This window comes from Bacterioplanes sanyensis (assembly GCF_002237535.1).
GTDB lineage: Bacteria > Pseudomonadota > Gammaproteobacteria > Pseudomonadales > Oceanobacteraceae > Bacterioplanes > Bacterioplanes sanyensis_A.
The window spans coordinates 1,217,878-1,242,215 of the sequence record NZ_CP022530.1 but is presented as its reverse complement, the minus strand read 5'-3'; the positions used below and the strand labels follow the sequence as shown (position 1 = coordinate 1,242,215).

At 55.3% G+C, this 24,338-nt stretch carries 19 protein-coding genes; 10 read left to right on the top strand and 9 right to left on the bottom strand.

Features of this window, described 5'->3' with window-relative positions; genetic code table 11:
• Positions 1-3 precede the first annotated feature (3 nt).
• Complete coding sequence (locus CHH28_RS05780) at positions 4-477, bottom strand: tetratricopeptide repeat protein (RefSeq protein ID WP_094059423.1); 474 nt, start codon at positions 475-477, stop codon at positions 4-6.
• The gene (gene mrcB / locus CHH28_RS05775) at positions 456-2,843 is read right to left on the bottom strand and encodes a penicillin-binding protein 1B (RefSeq protein ID WP_157729797.1); all 2,388 of its coding nucleotides are present in this window, start codon (positions 2,841-2,843) and stop codon (positions 456-458) included. Before mrcB ends, CHH28_RS05780 begins: the two co-directional genes overlap by 22 nt.
• Positions 2,844-3,051: 208 nt before the next feature.
• On the opposite strand from mrcB, the gene CHH28_RS05770 reads away from it, so the two are divergent.
• The 7 genes from CHH28_RS05770 to CHH28_RS05740 all read left to right on the top strand — a co-directional run bounded on the left by CHH28_RS05770 (position 3,052) and on the right by CHH28_RS05740 (position 12,348).
• The gene (locus tag CHH28_RS05770; protein ID WP_094059421.1) at positions 3,052-4,134 is read left to right on the top strand and encodes an extracellular solute-binding protein; all 1,083 of its coding nucleotides are present in this window, start codon (positions 3,052-3,054) and stop codon (positions 4,132-4,134) included.
• Positions 4,135-4,403: 269 nt separating this feature from the next.
• Positions 4,404-5,468, top strand: coding sequence for an extracellular solute-binding protein (locus tag CHH28_RS05765; protein WP_094059420.1), 1,065 nt, complete (start codon positions 4,404-4,406; stop codon positions 5,466-5,468).
• A 53-nt stretch (positions 5,469-5,521) separates the two neighbouring features.
• Positions 5,522-6,658, top strand: coding sequence for an ABC transporter ATP-binding protein (locus CHH28_RS05760; protein WP_199244011.1), 1,137 nt, complete (start codon positions 5,522-5,524; stop codon positions 6,656-6,658).
• A 20-nt stretch (positions 6,659-6,678) separates the two neighbouring features.
• A complete protein-coding gene (locus CHH28_RS05755; RefSeq protein WP_233243762.1) occupies positions 6,679-7,563 on the top strand; it encodes an ABC transporter permease subunit in 885 nt (294 codons plus the stop codon).
• A complete protein-coding gene (locus CHH28_RS05750) occupies positions 7,563-8,369 on the top strand; it encodes an ABC transporter permease subunit (RefSeq protein ID WP_094059418.1) in 807 nt (268 codons plus the stop codon). The genes CHH28_RS05755 and CHH28_RS05750 overlap by 1 nt, the downstream gene beginning before the upstream one ends.
• 71 nt (positions 8,370-8,440) lie before the next feature.
• Positions 8,441-11,368 (top strand): bifunctional [glutamate--ammonia ligase]-adenylyl-L-tyrosine phosphorylase/[glutamate--ammonia-ligase] adenylyltransferase, encoded by a 2,928-nt coding sequence (glnE, locus tag CHH28_RS05745; RefSeq protein ID WP_094059417.1) that lies wholly within the window; start codon positions 8,441-8,443, stop codon positions 11,366-11,368.
• A gap of 50 nt (positions 11,369-11,418) precedes the next feature.
• Positions 11,419-12,348 carry a branched-chain amino acid transaminase gene (locus tag CHH28_RS05740; RefSeq protein ID WP_094059416.1) on the top strand — a complete coding sequence of 310 codons (930 nt, stop codon included), beginning with the start codon at positions 11,419-11,421 and terminating at the stop codon, positions 12,346-12,348.
• 52 nt (positions 12,349-12,400) lie between these two features.
• Here CHH28_RS05740 and CHH28_RS05735 read toward each other — a convergent pair whose 3' ends face one another.
• Entirely contained in the window at positions 12,401-12,823 is a 423-nt protein-coding gene (locus CHH28_RS05735; protein ID WP_094059415.1) for a hypothetical protein, read from the bottom strand.
• A 14-nt stretch (positions 12,824-12,837) separates the two neighbouring features.
• Positions 12,838-14,040 carry a hypothetical protein gene (locus CHH28_RS05730; RefSeq protein WP_094059414.1) on the bottom strand — a complete coding sequence of 401 codons (1,203 nt, stop codon included), beginning with the start codon at positions 14,038-14,040 and terminating at the stop codon, positions 12,838-12,840.
• A 246-nt stretch (positions 14,041-14,286) separates the two neighbouring features.
• Between CHH28_RS05730 and CHH28_RS05725 the strand changes: the two genes are divergently transcribed.
• The 3 genes from CHH28_RS05725 to CHH28_RS05715 all read left to right on the top strand — a co-directional run bounded on the left by CHH28_RS05725 (position 14,287) and on the right by CHH28_RS05715 (position 16,613).
• The gene (locus CHH28_RS05725; protein ID WP_157729796.1) at positions 14,287-15,012 is read left to right on the top strand and encodes a substrate-binding periplasmic protein; all 726 of its coding nucleotides are present in this window, start codon (positions 14,287-14,289) and stop codon (positions 15,010-15,012) included.
• A gap of 21 nt (positions 15,013-15,033) precedes the next feature.
• Positions 15,034-15,780 (top strand): substrate-binding periplasmic protein, encoded by a 747-nt coding sequence (locus CHH28_RS05720; protein WP_094059412.1) that lies wholly within the window; start codon positions 15,034-15,036, stop codon positions 15,778-15,780.
• A gap of 86 nt (positions 15,781-15,866) precedes the next feature.
• The gene (locus CHH28_RS05715) at positions 15,867-16,613 is read left to right on the top strand and encodes a substrate-binding periplasmic protein (RefSeq protein WP_157729795.1); all 747 of its coding nucleotides are present in this window, start codon (positions 15,867-15,869) and stop codon (positions 16,611-16,613) included.
• Positions 16,614-16,680: 67 nt separating this feature from the next.
• Here the strand turns inward: CHH28_RS05715 and CHH28_RS05710 are convergent, their stop codons facing one another.
• The 5 genes from CHH28_RS05710 to CHH28_RS05690 all read right to left on the bottom strand — a co-directional run bounded on the left by CHH28_RS05710 (position 16,681) and on the right by CHH28_RS05690 (position 24,276).
• Positions 16,681-17,946 carry a sensor histidine kinase gene (locus tag CHH28_RS05710; RefSeq protein ID WP_094059410.1) on the bottom strand — a complete coding sequence of 422 codons (1,266 nt, stop codon included), beginning with the start codon at positions 17,944-17,946 and terminating at the stop codon, positions 16,681-16,683.
• Positions 17,947-18,051: 105 nt separating this feature from the next.
• Positions 18,052-18,618, bottom strand: coding sequence for a response regulator transcription factor (locus tag CHH28_RS05705; RefSeq protein ID WP_233243760.1), 567 nt, complete (start codon positions 18,616-18,618; stop codon positions 18,052-18,054).
• Complete coding sequence (locus tag CHH28_RS05700) at positions 18,596-21,742, bottom strand: efflux RND transporter permease subunit (RefSeq protein ID WP_094059409.1); 3,147 nt, start codon at positions 21,740-21,742, stop codon at positions 18,596-18,598. Before CHH28_RS05700 ends, CHH28_RS05705 begins: the two co-directional genes overlap by 23 nt.
• A gap of 60 nt (positions 21,743-21,802) precedes the next feature.
• Positions 21,803-22,909, bottom strand: coding sequence for an efflux RND transporter periplasmic adaptor subunit (locus tag CHH28_RS05695; protein WP_094059408.1), 1,107 nt, complete (start codon positions 22,907-22,909; stop codon positions 21,803-21,805).
• Complete coding sequence (locus CHH28_RS05690) at positions 22,906-24,276, bottom strand: TolC family protein (RefSeq protein ID WP_094059407.1); 1,371 nt, start codon at positions 24,274-24,276, stop codon at positions 22,906-22,908. The genes CHH28_RS05695 and CHH28_RS05690 overlap by 4 nt, the downstream gene beginning before the upstream one ends.
• Between the last annotated feature and the right edge of the window lie 62 nt (positions 24,277-24,338).

The following is a 24,338-nucleotide window of genomic DNA, read 5'->3' as shown; positions in this document are numbered from 1 at the left end:
AGCCTAACCCAGCTGCGCTGCCTGACGGCGATGACGTTCGGCGGCACCGCGTTTCCCTTGAGCCTCCAAGGCTTCCGCCAGCAGCAAGTGCAAACGTTGGCTGAGCTGTTGTTCCTGACTGAATACCAACGCGCGCTGTAGTAACTGCTCGGCGCGCTGCGGCTCCTGCAATTGCAAGCTGACCCAAGCCTGACGATACAGAATCGCCGCATTACGTGGCTGAATCTGGCGCGCCTGATCCAAGTAGGTTAATGCCAAGCGCCATTGGCGCTGCTGCCGTGCTTGCTCGGCTTGGCGAAACAAAGCCGCCACCGCTGGGTGATGCTGCCCTTGATCTAACGCGGCCAACATGCCGCTGTGCCAGCGAGGCAATTGCGCCGCGCCTACCTCAGCCTGCGCCGATGTCGTGCGAGATGGTGCCGTTGAACACGCCGCCAGGCCCAACAGACACAGTGTTAAAACAGCCAATCGAACCACGATTTTTCCTCTTGTTGCTGCTGTCCGGATGCACACGCCGCGACATCCGGCTGGAAGTTACTCAGCGCTTGATCGGTAAAGGGGTATTCACTGGCGCGGCGATCCTTACACCCCTGCGGCAGTAAGGTGCCATCCGGCAACACCGGATACCATGCCAGCGCCTGCGCGGGAGTTAAGCCCTCGACACCGATGCGTTCAAAGGCATTCAACCATAACGGCAAGGCACCGCTGCTGCCAGACACCGGCATGGGTTTGTTGTCATCTCGCCCAACCCAAAACACCCCCAGGTGGCGATTGTCGAAACCGGCGAACCAGGCATCACGTTGCTCATCACTGGTGCCGGTTTTGGCCGCAAGCGGCACTGGAATACGTTGCTGTAGACGCCGAGCGGTGCCCGACTCGACCACCTGCTCCAAGCCGTAGCGCAGCCATTGCATGCTGCTGGCGGCGTAGCGCTGTTCGCCTTCAATGGCATAAGACGACAAGGTCTGGCCCTGACTGGTGGTCACCGCCGCAATGGTGCGCAGCGGCGTGTAAAACCCTTGCGATGCCATGGTCTGATAAAAACTGGCCACCTCGACCGGACTGCCTTCTACGGCCCCCAGTAACATGGATGGATACGGCGGAATGTCACCTTCAAACCCTAACCGTTGTAGGGTGCTCGCCACCGCTTCCAAACCGACCGTCATACCTAAACGCGCCGTTGCCTGATTGAGCGAGCGATGCAGTGCGGCTTCTAGTGTCACGTCACCGTGACTTTGCAGGTCATAGTTTTTTGGCTCCCAGCGCTGGCCACCTGGGCCTGTCACCACCACAGGGCGGTCACTGATGGGCGAAGCCCAGTGATAACGTCCACTGTTTAACGCCGCGAGGAACACCGCCGGTTTCACCAAAGAGCCCATAGGCCGGCGCGCATCCAGCGCCCGGTTAAAGCCAAAAAATTCGGCTTTGCGTGAGCCCAACAACGCCCGAATCTCGCCACCATCGACGCTGGTCACTACCGCCGCCGTCTCGAGCTGGCCATCATGCTCTGGGAAGCGTCGCTCCAGACGCTGTAGCTCTTCCTCGGCGGCGCGCTCAACGGCGTGCTGAATCCATGGGTCCAGGGTGGTGAAGATGTTCAAGCCGTCGCTTTGCAAATCCTGCAAGCGATAGTCGCGCTGTAATTGCTGCTTCGCTAGCTCCAAGAAAGCCGGATATTCTCGCTGCCCCGCGCGACGCGGCGATGATGTCAGCAACGGCTGCGCCTGAGCCTGGCGGCGTTGTTGGTCGGAAATGATGCCGTTATCAGCCATCAGCCCCAAAATCAGATCACGTCGCTGCTTGGCACGTTGTGGGTGGCGACGCGGGTTGTAATAGGAAGCGCCTTTGACCAGCCCCACTAAGGTAGCCGACTCCGCCAGCGACAACTCGCGCGCCGACTTACCAAAATAGAATCGCGCAGCCAAACCAAAACCATGAATGGCGCGCCGTCCGGCCTGGCCCAAATAAACTTCGTTCAGGTAGGCCTGCAGGATCTCTTCTTTGTCGTAGTGCAGCTCCAGCAATATCGACATCAGCGCTTCTTGCGCTTTGCGCGTTAGCGTGCGCTCCGAGGTTAGAAAGAAGTTTTTCACCAGTTGCTGCGTCAACGTCGAGCCGCCTTGCACCATGCCACCGGCGCGCACGTTGGCCATCATGGCGCGGGCGATGCCACGCAGAGAAATGCCCCAGTGTTGAAAAAAACTTTGGTCTTCAGTGATGATCAGTGCCGCCACCAGCTCTGGCGGTACATCCTCTAAGCGCACCAGTTCGCGGTCTTCGTTATCCGATGGAAAAATGCCGCCAATGTACTGAGGCTCCAGTCGCACCAACGCTTGCTCGCCTTGGGCGTCCCAAATGCGCTGAACTCGGCCATTTTCCATTTCGATGCGCAGCTGGCGGGCAGGCTCTGCCCCGTCCCAAAACGCAAACGCACGGCGATAGATCAGCCAATCGTCACCACGGCGATCAAAACTGCCCGGGCTGTTGGCGTCTTTGTCGCGGCGGTAGTCGGCCCACTGCAGCTCCGCCTGCAACTGAGCCTCGGACACGCTCAGGCCCGGATAAAGGGTAAATGGGCGCGCATACACCTTGGCAGGCAAATCCCACTTATTGCCTTCAAAGCGCTCACGAATCTGCGCATCGAGGTACACCAGATACACCGCCAGGGCGACCAAAAACACCAAACACAAGCGCCACAGCCAGCGTTTCCAAACTCTCGGACGAGCCGCTTTGCTGTTGGCTTTGCGCCCTTTGCGGCTGGACTTGGCCGAGGCAGATTGGCGTTTGCTGGCGGTCTTTTTGGGTGCGCTGCTGGGTTTGCTCTTGGGAGTGCGAGAGGCCATAGACATTCTTATCACTGCGGAAGCGGCATCATAGCAGGCTGTTGCAGGCTGTCTAAACTCAGCAGTCAGCTCGCCCTGACCAGTTGTACCATTTGTGCACCAGTGCCAGATATTGGATGACAAATAACCAGTTTGCCTTTATGGTGCGCGCCTTTTTTAACCGGCCTTGTGCCACTCATTCATTCGCCACTGCTGGAGAATCAGCCGCATGAAAAAACTGCTGACCGCTCTCACCGCCTGCCTCGGCATGACTGCCCAAGCGGAGCAAAGCCTGCACATTTATAACTGGTCGGACTACATCGCCGAAGACACCATTGCCAACTTTGAGCAAGCAACTGGGATTCGCGTGACCTATGACGTTTACGACGCCAATGAGGTGCTGGAAGCCAAGATGCTGGCAGGCAGCAGTGGTTATGATCTGATCTTTCCAACCGCACGCCCATTTGCCGACCGCCTGCTGCGCGCTCAGTTACTGCAGCCATTGCAGCTCGAGCAGCTGGATCAGCATCAAAACCTCGACCCAGTGATTCTCAAGTCGTTGAGCCAGATCGACCCCGGCAATCAACACCTGATCCCGTACATGTGGGGCAGCAGTGGCATTGCCTACAACGTCGACAAGGTGACCGCCATCTTGGGTGACGACATGCCGCTGGACAGCTGGCAGTTGGTGTTTGATCCGGAAATTACCGCCAAGCTGCAAGGCTGCGGCATCGCACTGATGGACGATCCGATTGAAGTGTACGTAGCCGCCCGTGCCTATCAAGGCAGCGCCACCGACGACTTCAGTCGCAGCGCGATTACTTCGGTCGCCGACACCATCAGCGCGGTGCGCCCGCACATCCGCTACTTCCACAGTTCGCAAACCATCAATGACATGGCCAACGGCGATATCTGTGTGGCACATGGTTATTCCGGTGATATGTTGCAAGCGCAAGACCGCGCTGATGAAGCCGATAACGGCGTGCGTATTCAATACATAGTGCCGAAAGAAGGCGCCGTGGTGTGGACCGACGTCGCTGCGATTCCTGCCGATGCGCCCAACGTCGAGGCCGCTCATCAATTCCTGAACTATTTGATGCGCCCAGAGGTGATTGCCGACATCACCAATTACGTTGCTTATGCCAACGCCAATAACGCCGCCACCGAGCTGTTGGACGAGGACATTCGCACGAATCCGGGCATCTATCCGCCACAAGCCACGCGCGAAAAGCTGATCGTATTAACGCCGCCCAATGAGCGTCAGCTGCGCAACCTCAACCGCATGTGGACACGCGCTAAAACCAGCCGCTAAGCCATAGGGCGCGGGCCCCCGTGGCCTACGCCTGCGCTTGCGCTTGCGCTTGCATCATTACGCGTAATCGTCACGATCAAATCAATTTGCTGTATTTTTGCCCGCCATGTTCGCACTATTGCGCGCCGTAGCAGGGCGCGGCCTCACACCAGACCCTCAAACCCACTGCGGTGGCCGAAAACTACCTCCATGGCCGTTGGCCTGTTTATTGAGTTTTCCGTGAGGAGATCAAGCTGATCCTGAAACGCGTTGCAACCACTGGTCTGCTGATGTTGGGCCTACTTCATTTAGCCCCAACGACCGCGCAAGAAACACTGCGCATATACAACTGGTCGGACTACATTGCTGCCGACACGCTGGCCGACTTCCAGCAACAAACGGGTATTCGCGTGGTGTACGACCTGTACGATTCCAACGAAATGCTGGAAACCAAAATGCTGGCTGGTCGCAGCTGTTATGACTTGGTGTTTCCCAGTGCCCGTCCGTTTGCCGAGCGACTGCTAAAAGCCAAGCTGTATCAGCCTATTGATTCTCACAGCCTCAGCGGCTGGCAGCAACTGGACGGTGAGATCCTGGCCTCGCTGCAGGACATGGACCCAGGCAACCAGTTTTGGCTGCCCTATATGTGGGGCACCACCGGCTTGGCCTATAACCGCGATAAAGTCGCCGCCATCTTAGGCGATGATATGCCAGGTGACAGCTGGCGGCTGGTATTTGACCCAGCGATCGCCAGCCGTTTGGCTGGCTGTGGTATCGCCTTGATGGACGATGCCTTGGAAGTACTGGTCGCAGCTCAAGCATACTTGGGCATGGGCCGTGCTGATTACAGCCAACAAGCGCTGCAGCAAGCCGCCGCCGTGGTAGCAGCAGTGCGCCCGCAGGTGCGCTACTTCCACAATTCGCAAACCATTAACGATTTGGCCAATGGCGACTTATGCGTGGCGCATGGTTACTCCGGCGACATGCTGCAAGCACAAAGTCGCGCCCAAGAAGCCGGCCAGGGCGTGCACATTGAATACGTGGTGCCGCGCGAGGGCGCGGTGGTGTGGACGGACGTCGCTGCCATTCCGGTGGATGCGCCCAACCCCAAAGCCGCCAAGCAGTTTCTGAGTTATTTGCTGCAGCCGCAGGTGATCGCCGATATCAGCAACTCGGTGCAGTATGCCGATGCAAATTTGGCAGCAACGGCTTTACTGGATGAACAGATCCGGCATCATGCCGGCATTTATCCGCCGGCCGCCACTCGACAGCGTCTGATTACCTTGCCGCTGCCGGAGGATAAACAGGCACGTTTGATGTCTCGTACCTGGACCCGCATCAAAAGCGGCAAATAGCATCCAGCCCCGCCTCGGCGGGGCTTTTAACTGTGTAGGAGTACCCTGTCAGCATGGCCTCGATGTCACCCAGCCCGGCAGACAACTTATGGGCCGCCAGCGATGAAGAACCCATTGTTCGCATCGAAGGCGTTACCAAAACCTTTGGCGCGACCTACGCCGTCGACGATGTCAGCCTGACCATTCAGCGCGGCGAGTTCTTCTCCCTGCTGGGCTCTTCAGGCTGCGGCAAAACCACCTTGCTGCGCATGTTAGGTGGGTTCGAAACGCCCGATAGCGGCCGCATTTACATCGATGGCCAAGACGTTACCGACCTGCCGCCCTACCTGCGCCCGGTCAATATGATGTTTCAGAACTACGCACTGTTTCCGCACATGACGGTGGCGCAGAACATTGCTTATGGCCTTAAACAAGACCGCATGCCCAAACCGGTAATTGCCGAGCGGGTCGCCGAGGTCATGGCCCTGGTGCAAATCAGTCAGCTGGCCGAGCGCAAGCCGCAGCAGCTTTCTGGCGGCCAGCGTCAGCGCGTCGCCCTCGCCCGCGCCCTCGCCAAGCACCCGAAAATTCTGTTGCTGGATGAGCCTCTGGGCGCGCTGGATAAAAAACTGCGCGAGCAAACCCAATTTGAGCTGGTGAACATTCAAGAGCGCCTAGGCATTACCTTTGTGGTCGTCACCCACGACCAGGAAGAAGCCATGACCATGTCGTCGCGCATTGCCTTAATGCACGACGGTCGCATCGAGCAAATGGACACACCAAGGCGCATGTACGAATTCCCGGCAACGCGCTACGCCGCCAACTTTATTGGCCTGGTGAATTTATTTAGCGGCTATGTCACTGAGCACGAAGACGATCTGGTCACGCTGCACAGCGACGAAGCGGGCTGCGATTTACAGGTACACCACAGTCAACCCTTGGCCAGCGGCATGGAAGTGACCGTCGCCGTGCGCCCCGAGAAGATTCGCGTGTATGAGCAACACCGCGACCTGCCCAACCGCATCCATGGCGTGATTGAAGAAATTGCCTACTTGGGTGACGTCTCCATTTATCACGTGAAATTGGCGAGCGGTAAAACCATTCAGTTCACCCAGTCCAATGTGCAAGCACTGGCCGAGCAGCCGCTGACTTGGGGCCAGGAAGTAGCCCTTGGCTGGAGCGCCGACAGCTGCGGGGTATTAACCCTATGAAGGAGTTGCAGACCCGGCTCATGCCTCATCAGCGTCGACTGTTAATGGCCGTGCCTTGGCTGTGGCTGGCGGTGTTTTTTATGCTGCCGTTTTTATTCGTCGCCAAGATTTCGCTGACAGAACCGATGCTGGCGCAGCCGCCCTACGCCGATTTGATTCGCAGCGTCGAAGATGGCCTGGTAACGATTCAAATCAACCTCGGCAACTACGCCTTATTGTGGGAGGACCCGCTGTACCGTGAGGCGCTGTGGGGATCGGTCAAAGTGGCGCTGGTATCGACCATTTTATGCCTGCTGATCGGCTACCCCATGGCCTATGGCATCGCTAAGGCACCCTCTCATTGGCGTTTGCCACTGCTGATGCTGATCATTCTGCCGTTTTGGACGTCGTTTCTGATTCGTGTGTACGCCTGGATTGGCATCTTAAAAAACAACGGCTTGCTGAATCAGTTTTTACTCTGGCTTGGCGTTATCGATCAGCCGTTAGCCATTTTGCACACCAGCACCGCGGTCTATATCGGCGTGGTGTACAGCTATTTGCCATTTTTGGTGCTGCCGCTGTACGCCACCTTGATTCGCCTCGATAACACTTTGCTCGAAGCCGCGGCAGATTTAGGCGCGCGCCCCTGGCGGCAGTTTGTGAGCATTACCTTGCCACAATCTCTGCCCGGTGTATTGGCAGGTTCGATGCTGGTGTTTATTCCGGTGATGGGCGAGTTCGTTATTCCAGATCTGCTCGGCGGACCAGACACCTTAATGATCGGCAAACTGATGTGGACCGAGTTTTTCGCCAATAAAGACTGGCCGGTGGCGTCATCGCTGGCGTCTGTGTTGCTGCTGGTGTTGGTGGTGCCCTTTGTGCTGATGCGCCATTACGAGCAACGTCTGGCAGAGGAGCAAGGCTGATGCTGAAAAAACATCCACTGCTGGTATTGGCCTTAGTGGCTGGCTACGCCTTTTTGTACGCGCCCATCATCAGTCTGGTGGTGTATTCCTTTAACGACAGCCGCCTGGTCACCGTATGGGGCGGTTTTAGCACGCGCTGGTACGGTGAGCTTATGAATAATGAGCCGCTGTTAGAAGCGGCGTGGATGAGCATTAAAATCGCTGGCCTAAACGCCAGCCTGGCGGTGGTGCTAGGCACCTTGGCGGCACTGGCACTGGTGCGGCTGCGCAAACAGCGTGGCCACCAAAGCCTCGGGGTCATGGTCACAGCGCCTTTGGTGATGCCAGAAATCATGATTGGCTTGTCACTGCTGTTGCTGTTTGTGGCCATGGAAGACGTGTTCGGCTGGCCGCAAGGCCGCGGCATGCTGACCATCTTGCTGGCGCATGTGACCTTCTCCATGGCCTACGTCACCGTCATTGTGCAAAGTCGGCTGGCCCATATGGATCGCTCGTTAGAAGAAGCGGCACTGGATTTGGGTGCGCGGCCACTGACGGTGTTTTTCACCATTACCTTGCCACTCATCGCACCAGCACTGGGGGCAGGCTGGCTGCTGGCCTTTACCCTGTCGATGGACGATTTGGTGATTGCCAGCTTTGTTTCTGGCCCGGGTTCTACCACCTTGCCGATGGTGGTCTATTCCAGCGTGCGTTTGGGGGTTAGTCCGCAAATCAATGCCTTGGCAACCATTATCATTGCCGTGGTGGCGCTGGCGGTTCTTATTACCGGTATTAGCTTGTATCGCAAGGAGATGCGGCAGGCTTGATCTAAAACCTGCGTAAATCCACGCAACTCGGTACAGTAGCAGCTTCTGGGTAAACTTTGGAGCTGCTACCTATGCTGCCACCGGCGCTGCAATCTCACTGGCAAAGCGTGTTCGAGCAATTGACCGATACCTGGCAACTGCGCCAGGCGGACTTTCCCAGCTTTTGGCAACAGCTGAGTGAACAGCGGCAGCAGCAGTGCCAGCGGGTATTGTGCTTGAGTGATTTTGTCGCCGATTCCGTCGCCAAAGAGCCGGATTATTGGCAAAACATCCTCTTCGATTCTGCGCTGGATGAGCCGCTAACACGCCAGCACTTTAGCCAGTGGTTAGATCACCTCAGTGACGGAGCACAAACCGAAGAAGACTGGCACAAGGCCCTGCGTTTACTGCGCCGAAGGGCGCAAAGCCACATTATCTGGCGCGACCTGCTGCGCACAGCCACCACCCTGCAAACTACCCGCGCCCTGTCTGAACTGGCCGACGAGTGTGTGAGCCGCACCCTGGCGTTTTTAACTCCGCAACTGCAGCAGCGCTACGGCGCGCCTATGGGCAAACACAGCGACAGCGAGCAACACCTACAGGTGTTGGGCATGGGCAAGCTGGGTGCCTACGAGCTGAATCTCAGCTCCGATATCGATCTGATTTTCACCTATCCCGAGTCTGGTGATACGCAAGGGCCCAAAGTCATCAGCAACCAAGAGTATTTTATTAAGCTCGGACAAAAACTCATACAGGCGTTAGATACCGTCACCATCGACGGTTTTGTGTTTCGCACTGACATGCGCTTGCGACCCTATGGCCAGAGCGGCCCGCTGGTGATGAACTTTGCCTCGATGGAGGCTTATTACCAGGAGCAGGGCCGCGACTGGGAGCGCTACGCCATGGTCAAAGCGCGCGTGATGACCGGCGAAGACAACCCTGCCGCGCAAGAGCTATTGAGCATTCTGCGGCCCTTTACCTATCGCCAGTACGTCGACTTCAGCGCCTTTGATTCGCTGCGCTCGATGAAGGCCATGATCAATGCCGAAGTGCGCCGCCGCGGGCTAGAGATGAACGTTAAGCTTGGCCCTGGCGGTATTCGCGAAGTGGAGTTTATCGTACAGGCGTTTCAGCTGATTCGCGGCGGCCAAGACAGCGATTTACAAACCCGCGAACTGTGCAAAGTGCTGGATATTCTCGCCGCCGATGGCTACTTGCCCGCCAATGCCTGCAGCGAGCTCAAACAGGCGTACTTGTTTTTACGCAATGTCGAACACGCCATTCAAGCGCGCCACGATGAGCAAACCCAGCAGCTGCCGGACAACGAGTTTGATCAGCTGCGCCTAGCCATCGCCATGGGCTTTGACGACTGGGCCAGCTTTTTAGCCGAGCTGCAGCAACATCGTGACATCGTCAGCCTGCACTTTTCTCATATTGTCGCCAGCGACGATGACGACACACCAGAGGAAGAAGAACTGGCGCATGCTTGGCACGACCTGTGGCTGGGTGAACTGCACGGCCAATACAAACAAGAGTTTCTACAACAGTTCCCCTGCGCTGGCTCCGATGAAGTGCAGCAGCGGCTGAGCAACTTTCGCCAATCGCGCGCGGTATTAAACATGCAGCAAATTGGGCGTGAGCGTCTGGATGCGCTGATGCCCAAACTGCTGGCACTGCTGTGGCAAGGCGACAATCCGGTCACCACCCTCGAGCGCATTATTCCATTGCTCGAAGCGGTGCTGCGGCGCACCGCCTACCTGGTGCTGTTAAAAGAAAATCCGCAGGCGCTGGAGCAACTGGTGCGTTTGTGCGGTGCTTCCAGTTGGGTGGCTGAATACATTGCTGCCACCCCACTGCTGCTCGATGAGCTACTGGTGCCCGACACCCTGTATCGCCTGCCCGATAAGGCCGAACTGGCGGAAGAACTGCATTTGCGTTTGCTGCGTATCGATGACGACGACCTGGAACAGCAAATGGAGCAGCTGCGCCAGTTTTTGCGCGCGCATAAACTGCGAGCGGCGGCCTGTGAAGTGATGGACGCTTTGCCACTGATGCAGGTCAGCGACTACCTCACCTGGCTGGCCGAAGTCATCTTGGACACAGTCGTGCGCTTAGCGTTTGCACAAATGGTGGCCAAATACGGCTACCCCACCAACGCCGACAAAGAGCCGGTGATGGAGCCCGAGTTTGCTGTTATTGGTTACGGCAAAGTCGGTGGTTTGGAGTTGAGTTACAGCTCAGATTTGGACCTGGTGTTTTTGCACAACAGCGCCGGCAACCGCTATACCACTGGCGAGCGCAGCCAAGACAACGGCGTGTTTTACACTCGCATGGGGCAGCGCATTATCCACATCATGACCACGCAAACACGCTCCGGCGATTTATACGAAGTGGATATGCGTCTTAGACCTTCGGGTAATTCCGGCATGATCGTCGCCTCGATGAAAGCCTTTGCTGAGTATCAACAACAGCACGCTTGGACCTGGGAGCATCAGGCCTTGGTACGGGCGCGTGTGTTATGCGGCAGTCACGCTGCAGCCGAGGAGTTCCGCCACATTCGCGCGCAAACGCTGGCAACGGCTAGGGACTTACCGCAGTTGCGCCAGCAAGTCAGAGACATGCGTGAGAAAATGCGTGACAACCTTGGCTCCAAAGATACGAGTGGTCAACAATTCCATCTCAAACAAGACGCTGGGGGTATTGTTGATATCGAGTTTCTGGTTCAATACGGGGTTCTGGCCTGGTCCTGCCAACATCCGCCGTTACTTGATGTCACCGACAACATGCGGCTGTTGGACGCGTTCGCAGCCACGGGTCTGATGGATTCAAAAGATCAGCAGACCTTACAGGAAACCTACCTGTCCTACCGAGCCGAAACTCACCGGCGAGCACTGCAAAAACAAAAGCTGCTGCTGGATTATGAGCGTGTGCAAACATTAGGGTTTGACGCGCAACGCCAGCAGGTAGTGCGGTTATGGAACCGCTGGTTAGAGGCTGACCACAACGAGCCTGATAATTAACCCGACGGCGGCACAATGTTAATAACCGCCACAGTGTAAAAGAGGTCGATATGCTACCTTCCATGGCAGACCGCGACGGTCTGATCTGGCTAGACGGAGAGTTGGTTGATTGGCGCGAAGCCAAGGTCCATGTACTGACTCACACCCTGCACTACGGCATGGGCGTTTTTGAAGGTGTGCGGGCCTATGAGACCGATCAAGGCGCAGCGATTTTCCGCTTGCAGGAACACACTGACCGCCTGTTTCGCTCGGCCCACATTCTTGGCATTCCAATGCCATACACCAAAGATGAAATCAACGAAGCGCAACGTGCCGCGGTGCGCGAAAACAACCTCGACAGTGCCTATATCCGCCCGATGGTGTTTTACGGCAGCGAAGGCATGGGGCTGCGTGCCGATAACTTAAAAGTGCACGTCATGGTCGCTGCCTGGGAATGGCCAGCGTACATGGGTGAAGAGGCGAAAACTCAAGGCATTCGCATTCGTACGTCGTCTTACACGCGCCATCACGTCAACATCACCATGTGTAAAGCCAAGGCCAACGGCAACTACATCAACTCCATGTTGGCACTGCGCGAAGCCATCGACAGTGGCTGTGAAGAAGCCTTGCTGTTGGATAACGAAGGTTATGTCGCCGAGGGTTCGGGCGAGAATATTTTTGTTATTCGCGACGGTGTGATTTACACCCCAGAGCTGACCTCGTGCTTGGACGGCATTACCCGTAAAACCATTATGGAGTTTGCCGCCAACCTGGGTTACACAGTGCAAGAGAAGCGAATTACCCGTGACGAAGTCTACATCGCCGATGAAGCCTTCTTTACCGGTACCGCCGCAGAGGTACTGCCGATTCAATCGCTGGATGGCCGCCTGATTGGCGAAGGTCGCCGTGGCCCCGTCACTGAACAATTACAGACTTTGTATTTTGATCAGGTCACGGGCAAGCGTGATTACAAACCAGAGTGGCAAACACTGGTGAAGTAATATCGCACGCAATAAAAAACCCCGCCTGGCGGGGTTTTTTATTGTCTCCGCGTTAGGGCAATGTCATCACCACTTTGACGCTGTCGTCCACTGCGCTGCTGTCGATATAGCCGATGGCGGATTTATCTTTCGCCACCGTGGCTTTCATGTCATCGTCAGAGGCCATGGTCGCCGGCATCGGCGCCTTGCCGGTAAACACCATGCGAGCCCAATAGGCATTAAATTGCTTCGGCGATTTACCAATGAATTTATCGACGAATTCCTGGTGCGACGCAACACTGCCATCGAGCTGTACCGGCGTGGCTTTATCGCCATTGGGATAAAATAAATCCTTACCCAGAAAAATTCGATTGAGTGTTGATTCATCCAACTGCTGCTGATTGTCCGGATGAGTAATGATCACCACTTCCGAGTTGGCATTGGCAATACCAACCAGAGGCAGCAAACTGATGCATAAAATCGTAACGGATTTCATAGTCTCGCCTCCGATTAAAATAACGTGGATATCGATACGCTGATCAGCTCACCATCCAGCCGAGGCCGGACCGGCGACTGTAGCTCCTCGTCGTAATCAACTTGGCTGTAGTCGATTTTCAATGCCGTGGTGTAGTGAAAATCGTAGCGAACACCGACCGTAATGCGGCTGTAGTCTTCGTTGGTCGAATCAATAATGGCTGCCAGTTGTGGTCTGAGCGGATCATCAGCGGCCATTAAATCGAGAATTTCAGTACGAGGACTGGTATCGAAGTCTTCAAAAGTGATGTGTGGCTGCCAATCTCCCAGCGTGTAGGCCAAAGAAATGTACTGCCCCACCGGATCGGTAAAGATGCTGTCGTCCATTTCTGTGGTGGTATATTCGTACAACGCCAATAAATCACCCAATTCTGCTTTCAGCGCCAAACCAAAATAGGTGCTGTCCTCCTCTTCGGGAATGATGGCATCGGCCACATCCTGTGACAGCGTCGGTGCATCTGGGCCTGGACCTCCTGGTGCTGGGGGCGCACCGGGTGGCGCAGCATCGCTGGGTAATAGTGCCAATACGTCTGGGGCGAATACCGGTGGAATGGTGGTTTTCGATTTAAAATACGACAAGCGCGCACCGAAGCTTTGATAGCCTAAGTTCAGTGAGCCACCGGCCATGTAGGGCAGTTCCACCGGCCCAGCTGGCGACTCTTCCTGCAGTGTGCCGTAGAATAAATTAAGACGAGAATCCAGGCGGCCAAAACGACTTTTATACGTCACATTGGCGCCCTCCATATTATTAAACAGCGGGATATACACGGCCTCCGGCGGCTTCACCCAATGGTAAGTGTAACCTACGTCCAAGGTTTCGCTGTATTCATAAAAGGGGGTACGGAATTTACCCGCCTTCACCGTCCAGTGATTGTTAACGTGATACGACAAATACGCCCATTCAATTCGGCTGTCGTAATTATTCATGCCACGCGATGTCATTTGCGTTGTAAAGGATAAGTTGTCATCAAGGTCTTTTTGAAACTGTAAACCGATCAAGCTGTCCGGCTTGAAGGAAATATTTTCATCGTACATCCCGTACGGGACGTCCTCGTCGTTACTGGTACCGGCGGTAATATTGGCAAAACCGCTGATTTTTATCTCGTTGGCGTATGCCAGAGTAGTGGCCATGGCCAGCCCGGCCAGCAGGCCGCGACATACAAAGCGAAAGCCTTTCATCTACTGTGCCCTCAGTTGATCACACATAAATGCAGGTATAGACCAAGCGGGCACAGCCCCCAGTCAGGGCGCTATAAAAAGCACACTTATATCAACTTGATCTAACAGATTAACCAAGAAAAAGAGACAGCCACCTTGCAGGGCGCACTGGCACTGCATGCGGTCAAGCTATGACTATGCTTACGCTAAGTGTTGCCCATCCGGGCAGCCATGTGAGTGCACGGATTGTAGGTAAACATGAAAGCAATGCTGGCAGTTTTCGCGGCGCTGCTGTGGCTGACCTCTTTCAGCCACGCAGACGAAGTGCGTTTTGCCTCGGTTGAGTTGCCGCCTTACGCTGGCGAGCAGCTACCAGGGGGCGGCGTCACCACCAGTATTGTGCGTGAAGCGTTTCGCAGCCAAGGTATCGCCACTCGCGTGAATTTCTACCCATGGCTAAGGGCTTTGGCGCTGACACAGCACCCGTCGGCAGGTATTAGTGGCTTCTTCCCCGCCTATCAATGCCAACCGGAAGAAGGTTTGATTGCCTCATCACAACTGGGAATCAGCGTTACCGGTTTCGCACAGCGTAAAAGTCATCCGATTGAGTGGCAGTCTCTGGCTGATCTGACGCCCTATCGCATTGGTGTGGTGTCGGGCTACGTCAACGAAGCTGAATTTGATCGCTGGCTGAATGAGGGCAAACTCACCAGCGAACCGGTTAATTTTGATAAAAATAATATTAGAAAACTGTTGGTCGGCCGTGTTGATGCCATCGTTATCGATCGTTTTTTACTGGAGTATTTATTTTCCAGCGACCCTGAACTGGCGGGACGTCGAGACGAAGTCCAATTTAACAGTAAGCCACTGAATCAGCGTGGGTTATTCGTCTGCTTTGACGACACCCCCCAGGGGCATGAACTCAAGCGCCAGCTCGATAGCGGCCTGGAAGCCATCGATACACTGTCTATAGTAGAAAAGTACATTCAATAGCCACCCTTCGAGGGCGTCTGCATGAACAAACTCTGTACCCTACTACTGCTGTCTTTGTGCGCTTCTATGGCTTGGTCACAAGGGCCAACCACCATCAAGCTGACCAACGGTGAGTGGCCGCCCTATTTGTCTAAGGAGCTGCCGAACTTCGGCCCATCGTCACAAGTCGTGGCAGAAGCTTTTAAGCTGCAAGGCATAACCGTCGAGTGGGGTTGGTACCCTTGGCAGCGTTCCTACACCCTGGCCGAAGAAGGCAAATACGACGGCAGTGTCATCTGGTCAGAAAATGCCAAGCGGCAAGCAGCCTTCGAATACACAGAACCTGTGCTGGAGGAACGCCGGGTACTCTTCCATTTGAAAGATCGAACCATCAATTGGAATACCATGGCCGACTTGGGCCAATATAAAATAGGCGGCACCATAGGTTATGAGTATTCGCAAGAATTTCAGGACGCCGAAAAGTCAGGCGTGCTCAATGTCGATCGTATTCCAGAAGAAGGTAATAACTTTAAAAAGCTGGTGGCTAAGCGCATTGATGTGTTTGTCGCCACAGAACGTGTCGGTTATTCACTGGCCGCGAATGTACTGAGCGCCGATCAAGCGGCACAGGTAACACATGCCGACAAGCCAATCGACGTGCAACGTTGGAGCGTGATTATTTCTAATAACAGCGCCAATCAAGCCTATTTTGTCGAGCAATTTAATCTGGGGTTAAAACAGCTGAAAGAGTCCGGCCGCTATGACGAGATCATGCAGCAGGTCAACTAATGCCGTAGCCATTAACTTAGCTCATGAGTACGGCAGTAGATAGGTACCCCACACAACGGCTCACTCAACCCTCGCTTGGTGGTTATGTGAGCCTATTTCTTTTATCGCTGTGGTCGATCTCAATATACGCGGCACAACCACCGACACTGCCCAGCACGATTAAACTGACCAACGGTGAATGGCCTCCGTATTTATCTGAGCAATTGCCTCACGGCGGCCCTTCGTCGCAAGTCATTGAAGAGGTCTACCAATTGCAAGGCATTCAGGTGCAATGGGGTTGGTACCCTTGGCAGCGTTCTTATAATCTCGCCAAATCCGGCAGCTACGATGGCACCGTCATTTGGTCGTATAACCAAGAGCGAGCTGAAGACTTTGTCTATACCGCGCCGACTCTGCATGAACGGCGTGTGCTTTTTCATCTGCAATCACAGTCATTTGATTGGCAGCAATTGTCTGACCTGCGCCAATACCGCTTTGGCGGCACCATCGCTTACGAATATTCCTATGAGTTTCAAAATCTAGAAGCGAGCGGTGTATTGACGGTGGAGCGCACCAAAGAAGAGTGGGTAAATCTAAAGCGTCTTCTTAATGGCAGCATAGACATCTTTGTCGCCACTGAGCGTGTCGGCCTGGCACTGATGGAAGTTTGGCTAACTCCGGCACAGGCCGCCAACATCACCTTTGATGATAAGCCATTGGATGAGCAGCAATGGAGTGTGTTGATTTCGAATAACAGCCAGCACAGGGACTATTTTGTTGAGCAGTTCAACCTTGGCTTAGAAAAGCTCAAACAGTCTGGTCGCTATGATGCCATCATGAGTCAGATTCAGTAATCATTTTGGATAGTTGTATTTAATAAAGGTCAGCAGCCTACTCGCCATTAGCCGCCATTAGCCGCCATTAGCCGCCATTAGCCGCCATGACCAATTCCGTAGTGTACTCATCGTCTGTTTGTTGTATTCGATATTGCCAGTTCAGTTTTTCACACAACTGCTGCACCAGCTCCAAACCAAGGCCATAACCTGTACTGGACTCCTGGCCTAATAATTCGCCGCAGTTTTTGATGATTACCGTCAAACCTTGTTGATGGATAAATATTTCGCCCTGCCATGTGTGCTGCAATGCATTACGAATCAAATTACTGATGACAATTCTTACGGCGGCTAACGGTAAATCAAACTCACTGTCGTCACACGTTATGTTTATAGCAATGGATTTATCCTGCGCTAAATATTGCAACTCTTGGCACCACAAACGAATCTCCTGCGCCAGCGACACCCGCATGCACGGCAATGGTTGTGCCTGCTGGCGTCCTAGCCATAACAAGGTTTCTGTCAGATCTTTCATGGTTCTGCTAGCACGATCAATGCGCTGCAATGCCGGCTTAACACTGCGCTGTTGCTCTAACAGTTTTAAGGCCAATACGATACTGGAGCGCACCACACTGATGGGCGTGCGCAGTTCATGGCTAGCGTGATGTAAAAAACGCTGTTCGCGCTCGATGCTTTGCTGCACAGAAAACAAGCTGGTACGAATCAACTCCGCCAGTGTATTTAATTCTGGATAATAAAAATCCGGCACCGGCTGACTGAGATGTTCCGCCGTCAGTTCGTTGGTCCATTGCTGCAGACGTGCCAGTGGATTAAACACACCTTTTAACAGAGCCAGAGTTGCTAACCCGGCAGCGGCCAATAGCGCCAGCGCAATACCAATCAACAGCATCCGATTTTGCTGATGATTTTCAATCACCCTGGCCGATTCGCGCGGACTGTCGAAAATCAGACTGGCATAGATGACACGACCATCGGACAGTTGCTCTTTCAATAAAAAGACCATTTGATGCCGATCGGGCGTATCTTTATGACGAGCTTTTAATAACTGCCCTGATGGTGTTGGCGGCTGCGGCCATAGTTGGCGCACCACCTCGGGCATAGTATGCCAATCCAAAGAAACAGAAATGCGCCGCCCTAATGCTGCAGTTGCCTGCTCATTCAGCTGCAGGTGCTGTTTTTCAACGTGTAAATGCTGCTCCAGGGTTAACAGGGTGGCACTGTCCAAGCCGCGCATAAAATAGTGCGCCGACAGCCAGCTGTACGCCGCCATCAACGCCACCGTCAGGCTTAAAAAGGCCAACACCAACAGCCAGCGCAGACTTAATCGCTTCACCTTATCGTTGCTCGGTTAACGCAAAACCGGCCCCAGCAATATGCACCAGGCATGAACCTGCCGCATTAGTGTCCAGGGCTTTGCGTAATTTATGAATGTGCACTTTTAAACTGTTGCTATCGGGCGGAGATTCCCCCACACGGTGGCAATCAGTTTATCGCGCGATACTGGGCTGGGCGCAGCACGCATTAAACACTCCAATAATTGCCAACCGATGGGCGACAGTGACAACGGGCGTTCGCCGCGCCACGCCTGGTGTTGATCCAAACGCATGCGAATATCAGCAAACTGCAACTGCTGAGCCTGACCACTGCGCCGTTTGGCCAGCGCACGTACGCGTGCTAACAGCTCGTCTATTTCAAACGGTTTTACCAGGTAATCATCGCCACCGGCGTCAAAACCGTCCAACTTGTCGAGCAAAGCATCGCGTGCCGTTAACATTAACACCGGCACATCGCAGCCTTGGGCACGCGCTTGGCGACACACAGACAAGCCGTCTAATTTGGGCAAGTTTAAATCCAGAATCAGCACATCGTATTCACTGTGCTGCAGCAATTGCAGCCCCGCCAAACCATTGCTGGCGTGATCACAACCAATGTCTTCCAGCTGCATCATATCGAGCAAGCTGGCGGCCAGATCCAGATCGTCTTCAACCAACAGTACGTTGAGCATCCTCAGGCTCCTTCAAGGCCCAGCGGCGCTGCCAACGCAGCGCGATGTCTTGCTGCACCCACAGCAGCACAGGCACCAGCACCAATGTAATCAGTGTGGCAAAGATGATGCCGTAAGCCAGCGACACCGCCGCAGGAATCAGAAACTGCGCCTGAAACGATGTTTCACTCAACAGTGGCAATAACCCGGCAAAGGTGGTCAGAGAGGTCAGCAATACCGCCCGCAAGCGGCTACTGCAGGCAGTAACCAGCGCCTCTTGCCAGTCGTGGCAATGCTGGCGCAGTTCATTAAAGCGCGATACCAGCAGCAGGCTGTCGTTCACTACCACACCGGCCAAAGCAATAATGCCATTAAACGACAGAATCCCCAGCGCAATGTCGTTCAACCAATGCCCTAATATCGCCCCGAGTATGCCAAACGGAATCGCCATCATAATAATCAGTGGCTGCCAGTAGCTCTTTAGCGGCACCGCCAGCAGGCCATAAATAATCAACAAAGCTGCAAAAAATAGGCTGAGCATGGACGATTGGGTTTCGTCCTGATGCTCAGCCTCCCCGGCAAAACTCAGCTCTACTGCCGGAAACCGTTGCGCAAACTCCACCACCAATTGCTGCCGCAGCTGCATCACCAACTCGGTGGACGATTGAATGCTTTTATCCACATCGGCGGAAACAGAAAATGCACGCTTGCCGTCGATGCGTTGAATGGTCGAGCGACTGTGCGTCATCTGCAAATCGGCGACGCTATCCAGTGCGATGCTTTGCCCAGACGGCAAACGAACGTAAGCGCTGAACACGTCGAGCATGTCCTCACGCTGGTCGCTCGGGTAACGCACTGTTACTTCAACTTCGTCGGTGTCACGCTGAAAGCGCTGCACCACTTGACCATCAAAGCCTTGGCGCAGCTGCAACGACAACTGCTCGTGTGTCAGCCCCAGCGCTTTACCCTTGGCGTTCAAGTGCACCATCACACTCGGTTGCCCGGCAGCCATGGTGTCCTCGACGCCACTCACTGCCGGTAAAGCACTGATGTGTTCGCGCAAGGCAGTGGTCGCCTGCTGTAACTGCTGCTCATCGCTACTGCGCAGCTCGATTTCTAAGTCCGACACCAAGCGTGAGTGGCTTTGAATGCTGAGCGTTTTCACCCCTTCAGGCCAACCGACTTGCTGCTGCCAAGCCTGCTTGAGCTGATTTAAGTCGTAGCTGGCCTGATCGTTCAGCTCGATGGTGACCGAGCCAGAACGATTGCCTGATGTCAGCAGTTGCAGGCTGCCAATGCCACTGTCGGCGCCGCTCTGCAATGTCTGTTCAGCGCGGTAGGCCGCTTGCTCAAGTTGCAGCAGGGCACGGTGAGTCATGCCGTGACTGGCGTCATCGTGCAAGGTGACATAAGCGCTGACGGTATCGCCGGGCAGCGCCGGGAAAAAGCTCAAACGCACGGCACCGGTAATGGGTAAGCTGGCAATGGCAGTAAAGATGATCAGCGCCCACAGCAATGACACGTACCTGTGCTGCAGTGCCCAACGCAGCGCCGGCTGATAAAGATGTTGAATAAACCATTGCAGGCCGTCGTCCAACGCCTGCTGCAAACGACGCCAGCGACGTTGTAAGCGGTGCTCGCTAGCGTTCGCGCGGGTATTTAAATGGGTTAAATGCGACGGCAATATCAGTTTTGATTCCACCATCGACAGCAACAAACACACTGCCACAACGGTGGCAAACTGAGCGTACAACTGCCCCAACGGGCCTGAGGTCAGCGACAGCGCAAAAAACGCCGCCACCGTGGTTAAGACGCCGAATAACGTCGGTACCGCGACGCGCTGCGTACCAATAATCGTGTTTCCGACACTGTCGCCATGCTGACGCCGAGTGGTGTAAATACTTTCTCCGACCACCACCGCATCGTCCACCACGATGCCCAGCGCCATGATAAAACCAAAGGTGGTGAATTCGTTCAGCGACAATCCAAGAAAGTCATCGCCCATAAAATACAAGGTGCCAAAAAAGGTAAACGGCAATCCCATGGCCACCCAGAACGCCACTGAGGTGTTCAAAAACAACGCCAATAACACGAATACCAGCAAAATACCGGTCAAGGCGTTATCGGCCAGCAGTGCCAAACGGTCGTTGATAAATTCACTGCGGTCGTACCAGGTGGTGAGCTCCAGATTGCTCGGTAACCGACCGCTGTTGCGCCATTGCTCGACAATCGCTTCGGCGGCATCCACCGCGCGACTGATGTCGGTATTGCCTTTACTGACGATCTGCAGCGCGATGCTGACGTCACCGTTGTAGCGCGACAGACTGGCATCGCTGTCGCTGTAACCATCGCGTACCACCGCCACGTCGCCCAAACGAATGGTGACGCCGTCGGCGTTGTAGCGCAGTGGCAGGTCAGCAAATTCTCGCGCTTGGTATGCCTGCCCTTGTGTGCCCAGCTGCAAGTAAAAGTCGGCCTGATTGATCAGCGCTCGACCACCGGCACTGGAGCCTTGCTGCACCGCCTGTTCAATGTCGGCAAAACTGAGACCGTAGGCTTGCAGCCGTGCTTCGTCCACTTCGATGTCGATAATCGGATCAAGCCAGCCGTTCAGCTCGACGCCACTGATGTCGATGTCGGCCAATAAATCGCTGCGTAAATCCGCCGCCAGCTGCTGCAAGGTAGCGCGCTCATTGCTACCACTCAGTTGAATCCATAACGCGTGATCTGAGCGCTGCACCTTTTCCATCACCGGTTTTTTCGCCTCGGCAGGAAAGGTCGAAATGGCATCGACTTTGTCGCGCACGCGATTAAATAAATCGTCCAGATCAACGTCGCTGAGCTTTTCCACCGTCACCGTGACTTGGCTATCGGTGGATTCACTTTCAATCGATTTTATTCCCGCCACGTCTTGCAGCTGCTGCTCGATTTTAATCGCTACGCCTTCTTCGCCCTGCTGCGCCGAACCACTGTCGTACTGCACTTGTATGGTCAACGAGCTGGACTCCAGCCCCGGAAACGCCTCGCGCCGCAGTTGGCCGGCTTGCAACACACCCAATATCAGCACCAACAGCAGCAGCAAGTTAGCCGCCACAGGGTTGCGCACAAACCAGGCAATTAACCCTTGCTGATTATTCGCTGACATGGGCCATCTCCTGCGCCGCAGAGGCAGCAATCTTCACCGTCATCGCGTTGGCGTAGCTGTTCAGGGGGATCGCACAACAGCCACTCGCTGAGCGACTAAGTCAGCCGGTGGCCGCACGTACAGCGCTTGTTGGTCGCGCGCGACCACATCAGCCGTGAAGCTGGCCAATTGCTGCTGCTCATCGACATACCAGATTTGTCCAGCGGCACTGAGCACTGAGGCCGGTAGCTGCCATACGCTGTCTTGCACATTGGCCTGCAGCGCGGCTTTGACAAAGGTGCCGGGGTACAGCGGCGGTTGTTGCTCCAGCGGCGCCGCCACCGCCAGGGTGAGCGAGCGCTGGCGCTGCTCGGCATCCACATGCTGGTCGACTTGAGAGATATACGCCGACCAGCGCTGCCCGGTTTCAATGTCTTCCACCCAAGCTTGCCAATGCGAGGTCAGTAACTGTTCGCGACTCGGCAGCTGTTGCCATTGGCTTAATGACAGCGGCACACGGATGTAGAGCATGTCACTGCTGACCAGCTCACCGGCGACGTTGCCACGGGCTAGATACTCACCGGGCGCTACCGTACGCTGCATGACCACCGCATCAAACGGCGCCCGCAGTTCGGTATCGCGCAGTTGTTGCCAGGCCAGCTCCACTTGCTGCTTAGCCTGTTGCCAGCGTGCTTGTGCCGCTTGCAGCTGCGGCTGGCGCAGCACCAGCTCGGACTCTGGTTCGCCCATATTGCTGGCTTGCCATTCTTGCTGTGCTTGCTGACTGGCGCGCTGCTCCTCCAGATAGGCCACCTTGGCATCGGCCAATTCACGTTGGGCCGTGGCCAGTGCGGCCTGATACGACTGTGACTGCAGCGTTAGTAGGGGCGTACCAGCGGCGACCGGCTGCCCGGCCTCAAATTGGCTGCTTACCGCCACCACCTGGCCATCCACCGCCGCAGTGAGCGGCTGCTGATAGCGCCCTTGCGCGCTGCCATAACCCGACACCACCAGAGTGTGCGCCTGCGCCTCGGCATAAATCACGTCAACTTGCGGCATTGTTGCCGCTTGCGCGGGGGCAGCGGTTGATGGTTTGGCAACGGACAATTGCACTGCCACCAGAGTGATGGTGACGACTAACGCCAATAGCGCGAGCGCCAGCGGGCGCCATGAGGTAACAGAGGTCATGCGGAAACTCCCAGGCCCAACGCCAGGCCAAGTGTGATGCGATTGCTCAAATGCTGATAAGTAACGGTGTTGAGCTGGGTTTCTAGATCGAAGGCCTGTTGCTGCACCTGCAGCACGTCGAGCACATCGACCAGGCCATTGCGGTATTTGTACTGGTAGTGCGCGACCACTTGCTCGGCACTGAATAGAGCGTGTTGCAATTGCTGCTGCTGCTCGGTGAGGCGCTGCTCGCGCTGCAGCGCGTTGTCAACTTCTTGAACGGCCGTTAGCAAAGTCGACTGATAGGCCGCGTAGGCTTCACCGGCTTGAGCCTCGGCGCGGCTGACTTGTGCCTGTAGCTGGCCACCCTGAAAAATCGGCGCCACCAGCTGCCCCAATAGCGACCAGACAGGGTCGGACCAGCCGAAATTACCGTCTTTGCCGCTTAGCGCCGCTTCCAGACTGAGGCTGGGTAGCAAGTCCTTGTAAGCGACGCTGACGTCGCTTTCTGCCGCCACCACGTTGGCGTAAGCGGCAATTAAATCTGGACGCTGAGCTAGGGTCTGACGCGGTAACTCCGTCAGCGGCTGCAGTACCTGCGGGTAATCAGAAACCTCCAGCAAGTCGCCTTCGGATTGCCCCAATAAACGACGCAGTTGCAGCTGCAATTGCTGCTTCGCGGCACGGTATTCGGCGATGCGCGCCAAGCTTTGTGACTGCTCGGCGGCGACGTTATTCAACTCCTGCAGTTCGCCCAAGCCGCGGCGATAACGTTGCTCAACAAAGTCTTTGTTTTGCTGTAGCAACTGTTGTCGGCGTTGTTCAACCTGCAGCTGTTGCTGATGGCGCGCAAGGTTCAGCCAAGTGTCCATCAACTGCGCCGCCAGTGATGCTCGGCCTGCCTGCAGCAGCGCCTGCTGTTGCAGCGAGCGTTGCTGAGCGGCATCGCTTTGATCGGCCAATTGCTGCCAAACATCCACCTGCCAGCTGACGCGCAGCGATGCTTGCGCCTCATCACGCGAGACGCCTGCGTTGTGCTGGCGCTGCAACTGCAGATCGACCTGAGGCAATTGCTGGCCCTGCTGCTGAGTCAACGCTGCCGTGCTTTGCTGCCACTGCCAATACAGCTGCTGCACATCCGGATTGGCGACTAACGCCTGTTCTATCAGTGCGTTCAGTTGAGCGTCATCCAACAGGTCAGTCAGTAGTGCCGTTTGCTCACTGTGCTGCTGCCAGGTTTGTGGCAGATGTTGCTGTAAGTCCTGGCGATAGTGACCATCGCTGGTGGCACAGCCGCTGAGTAACAGCGCCAGACTGAGACCCAGAACTGAGTTCAGATCTAAGCCCAGTGCATTCCAAGCGCGCGAGTGTGATGATTTTTTTACCATTGCTACGTCATGGGCATGAGTTGTGAGTCTGCCCAGACTAAAACACTGGCGGTTATCGACGG

Excerpts from the sequence above, each read along its gene's own strand:
- CHH28_RS05755 (WP_233243762.1), top strand. The coding sequence starts at position 6,679 with ATGCCTCATCAGCGTCGACTGTTAATGGCCGTGCCTTGGCTGTGGCTG.
- CHH28_RS05725 (WP_157729796.1), top strand. The coding sequence starts at position 14,287 with ATGCTGGCAGTTTTCGCGGCGCTGCTGTGGCTGACCTCTTTCAGCCAC.
- CHH28_RS05750 (WP_094059418.1), top strand. The coding sequence starts at position 7,563 with ATGCTGAAAAAACATCCACTGCTGGTATTGGCCTTAGTGGCTGGCTAC.
- CHH28_RS05720 (WP_094059412.1), top strand. The coding sequence starts at position 15,034 with ATGAACAAACTCTGTACCCTACTACTGCTGTCTTTGTGCGCTTCTATG.
- CHH28_RS05760 (WP_199244011.1), top strand. The coding sequence starts at position 5,522 with ATGGCCTCGATGTCACCCAGCCCGGCAGACAACTTATGGGCCGCCAGC.
- CHH28_RS05770 (WP_094059421.1), top strand. The coding sequence starts at position 3,052 with ATGAAAAAACTGCTGACCGCTCTCACCGCCTGCCTCGGCATGACTGCC.
- CHH28_RS05695 (WP_094059408.1), bottom strand. The coding sequence starts at position 22,909 with ATGACCTCTGTTACCTCATGGCGCCCGCTGGCGCTCGCGCTATTGGCG.
- CHH28_RS05705 (WP_233243760.1), bottom strand. The coding sequence starts at position 18,618 with ATGCTCAACGTACTGTTGGTTGAAGACGATCTGGATCTGGCCGCCAGC.
- CHH28_RS05765 (WP_094059420.1), top strand. The coding sequence starts at position 4,404 with ATGTTGGGCCTACTTCATTTAGCCCCAACGACCGCGCAAGAAACACTG.
- CHH28_RS05730 (WP_094059414.1), bottom strand. The coding sequence starts at position 14,040 with ATGAAAGGCTTTCGCTTTGTATGTCGCGGCCTGCTGGCCGGGCTGGCC.
- CHH28_RS05735 (WP_094059415.1), bottom strand. The coding sequence starts at position 12,823 with ATGAAATCCGTTACGATTTTATGCATCAGTTTGCTGCCTCTGGTTGGT.
- CHH28_RS05740 (WP_094059416.1), top strand. The coding sequence starts at position 11,419 with ATGCTACCTTCCATGGCAGACCGCGACGGTCTGATCTGGCTAGACGGA.
- mrcB (WP_157729797.1), bottom strand. The coding sequence starts at position 2,843 with ATGGCCTCTCGCACTCCCAAGAGCAAACCCAGCAGCGCACCCAAAAAG.
- glnE (WP_094059417.1), top strand. The coding sequence starts at position 8,441 with ATGCTGCCACCGGCGCTGCAATCTCACTGGCAAAGCGTGTTCGAGCAA.
- CHH28_RS05700 (WP_094059409.1), bottom strand. The coding sequence starts at position 21,742 with ATGTCAGCGAATAATCAGCAAGGGTTAATTGCCTGGTTTGTGCGCAAC.
- CHH28_RS05690 (WP_094059407.1), bottom strand. The coding sequence starts at position 24,276 with ATGGTAAAAAAATCATCACACTCGCGCGCTTGGAATGCACTGGGCTTA.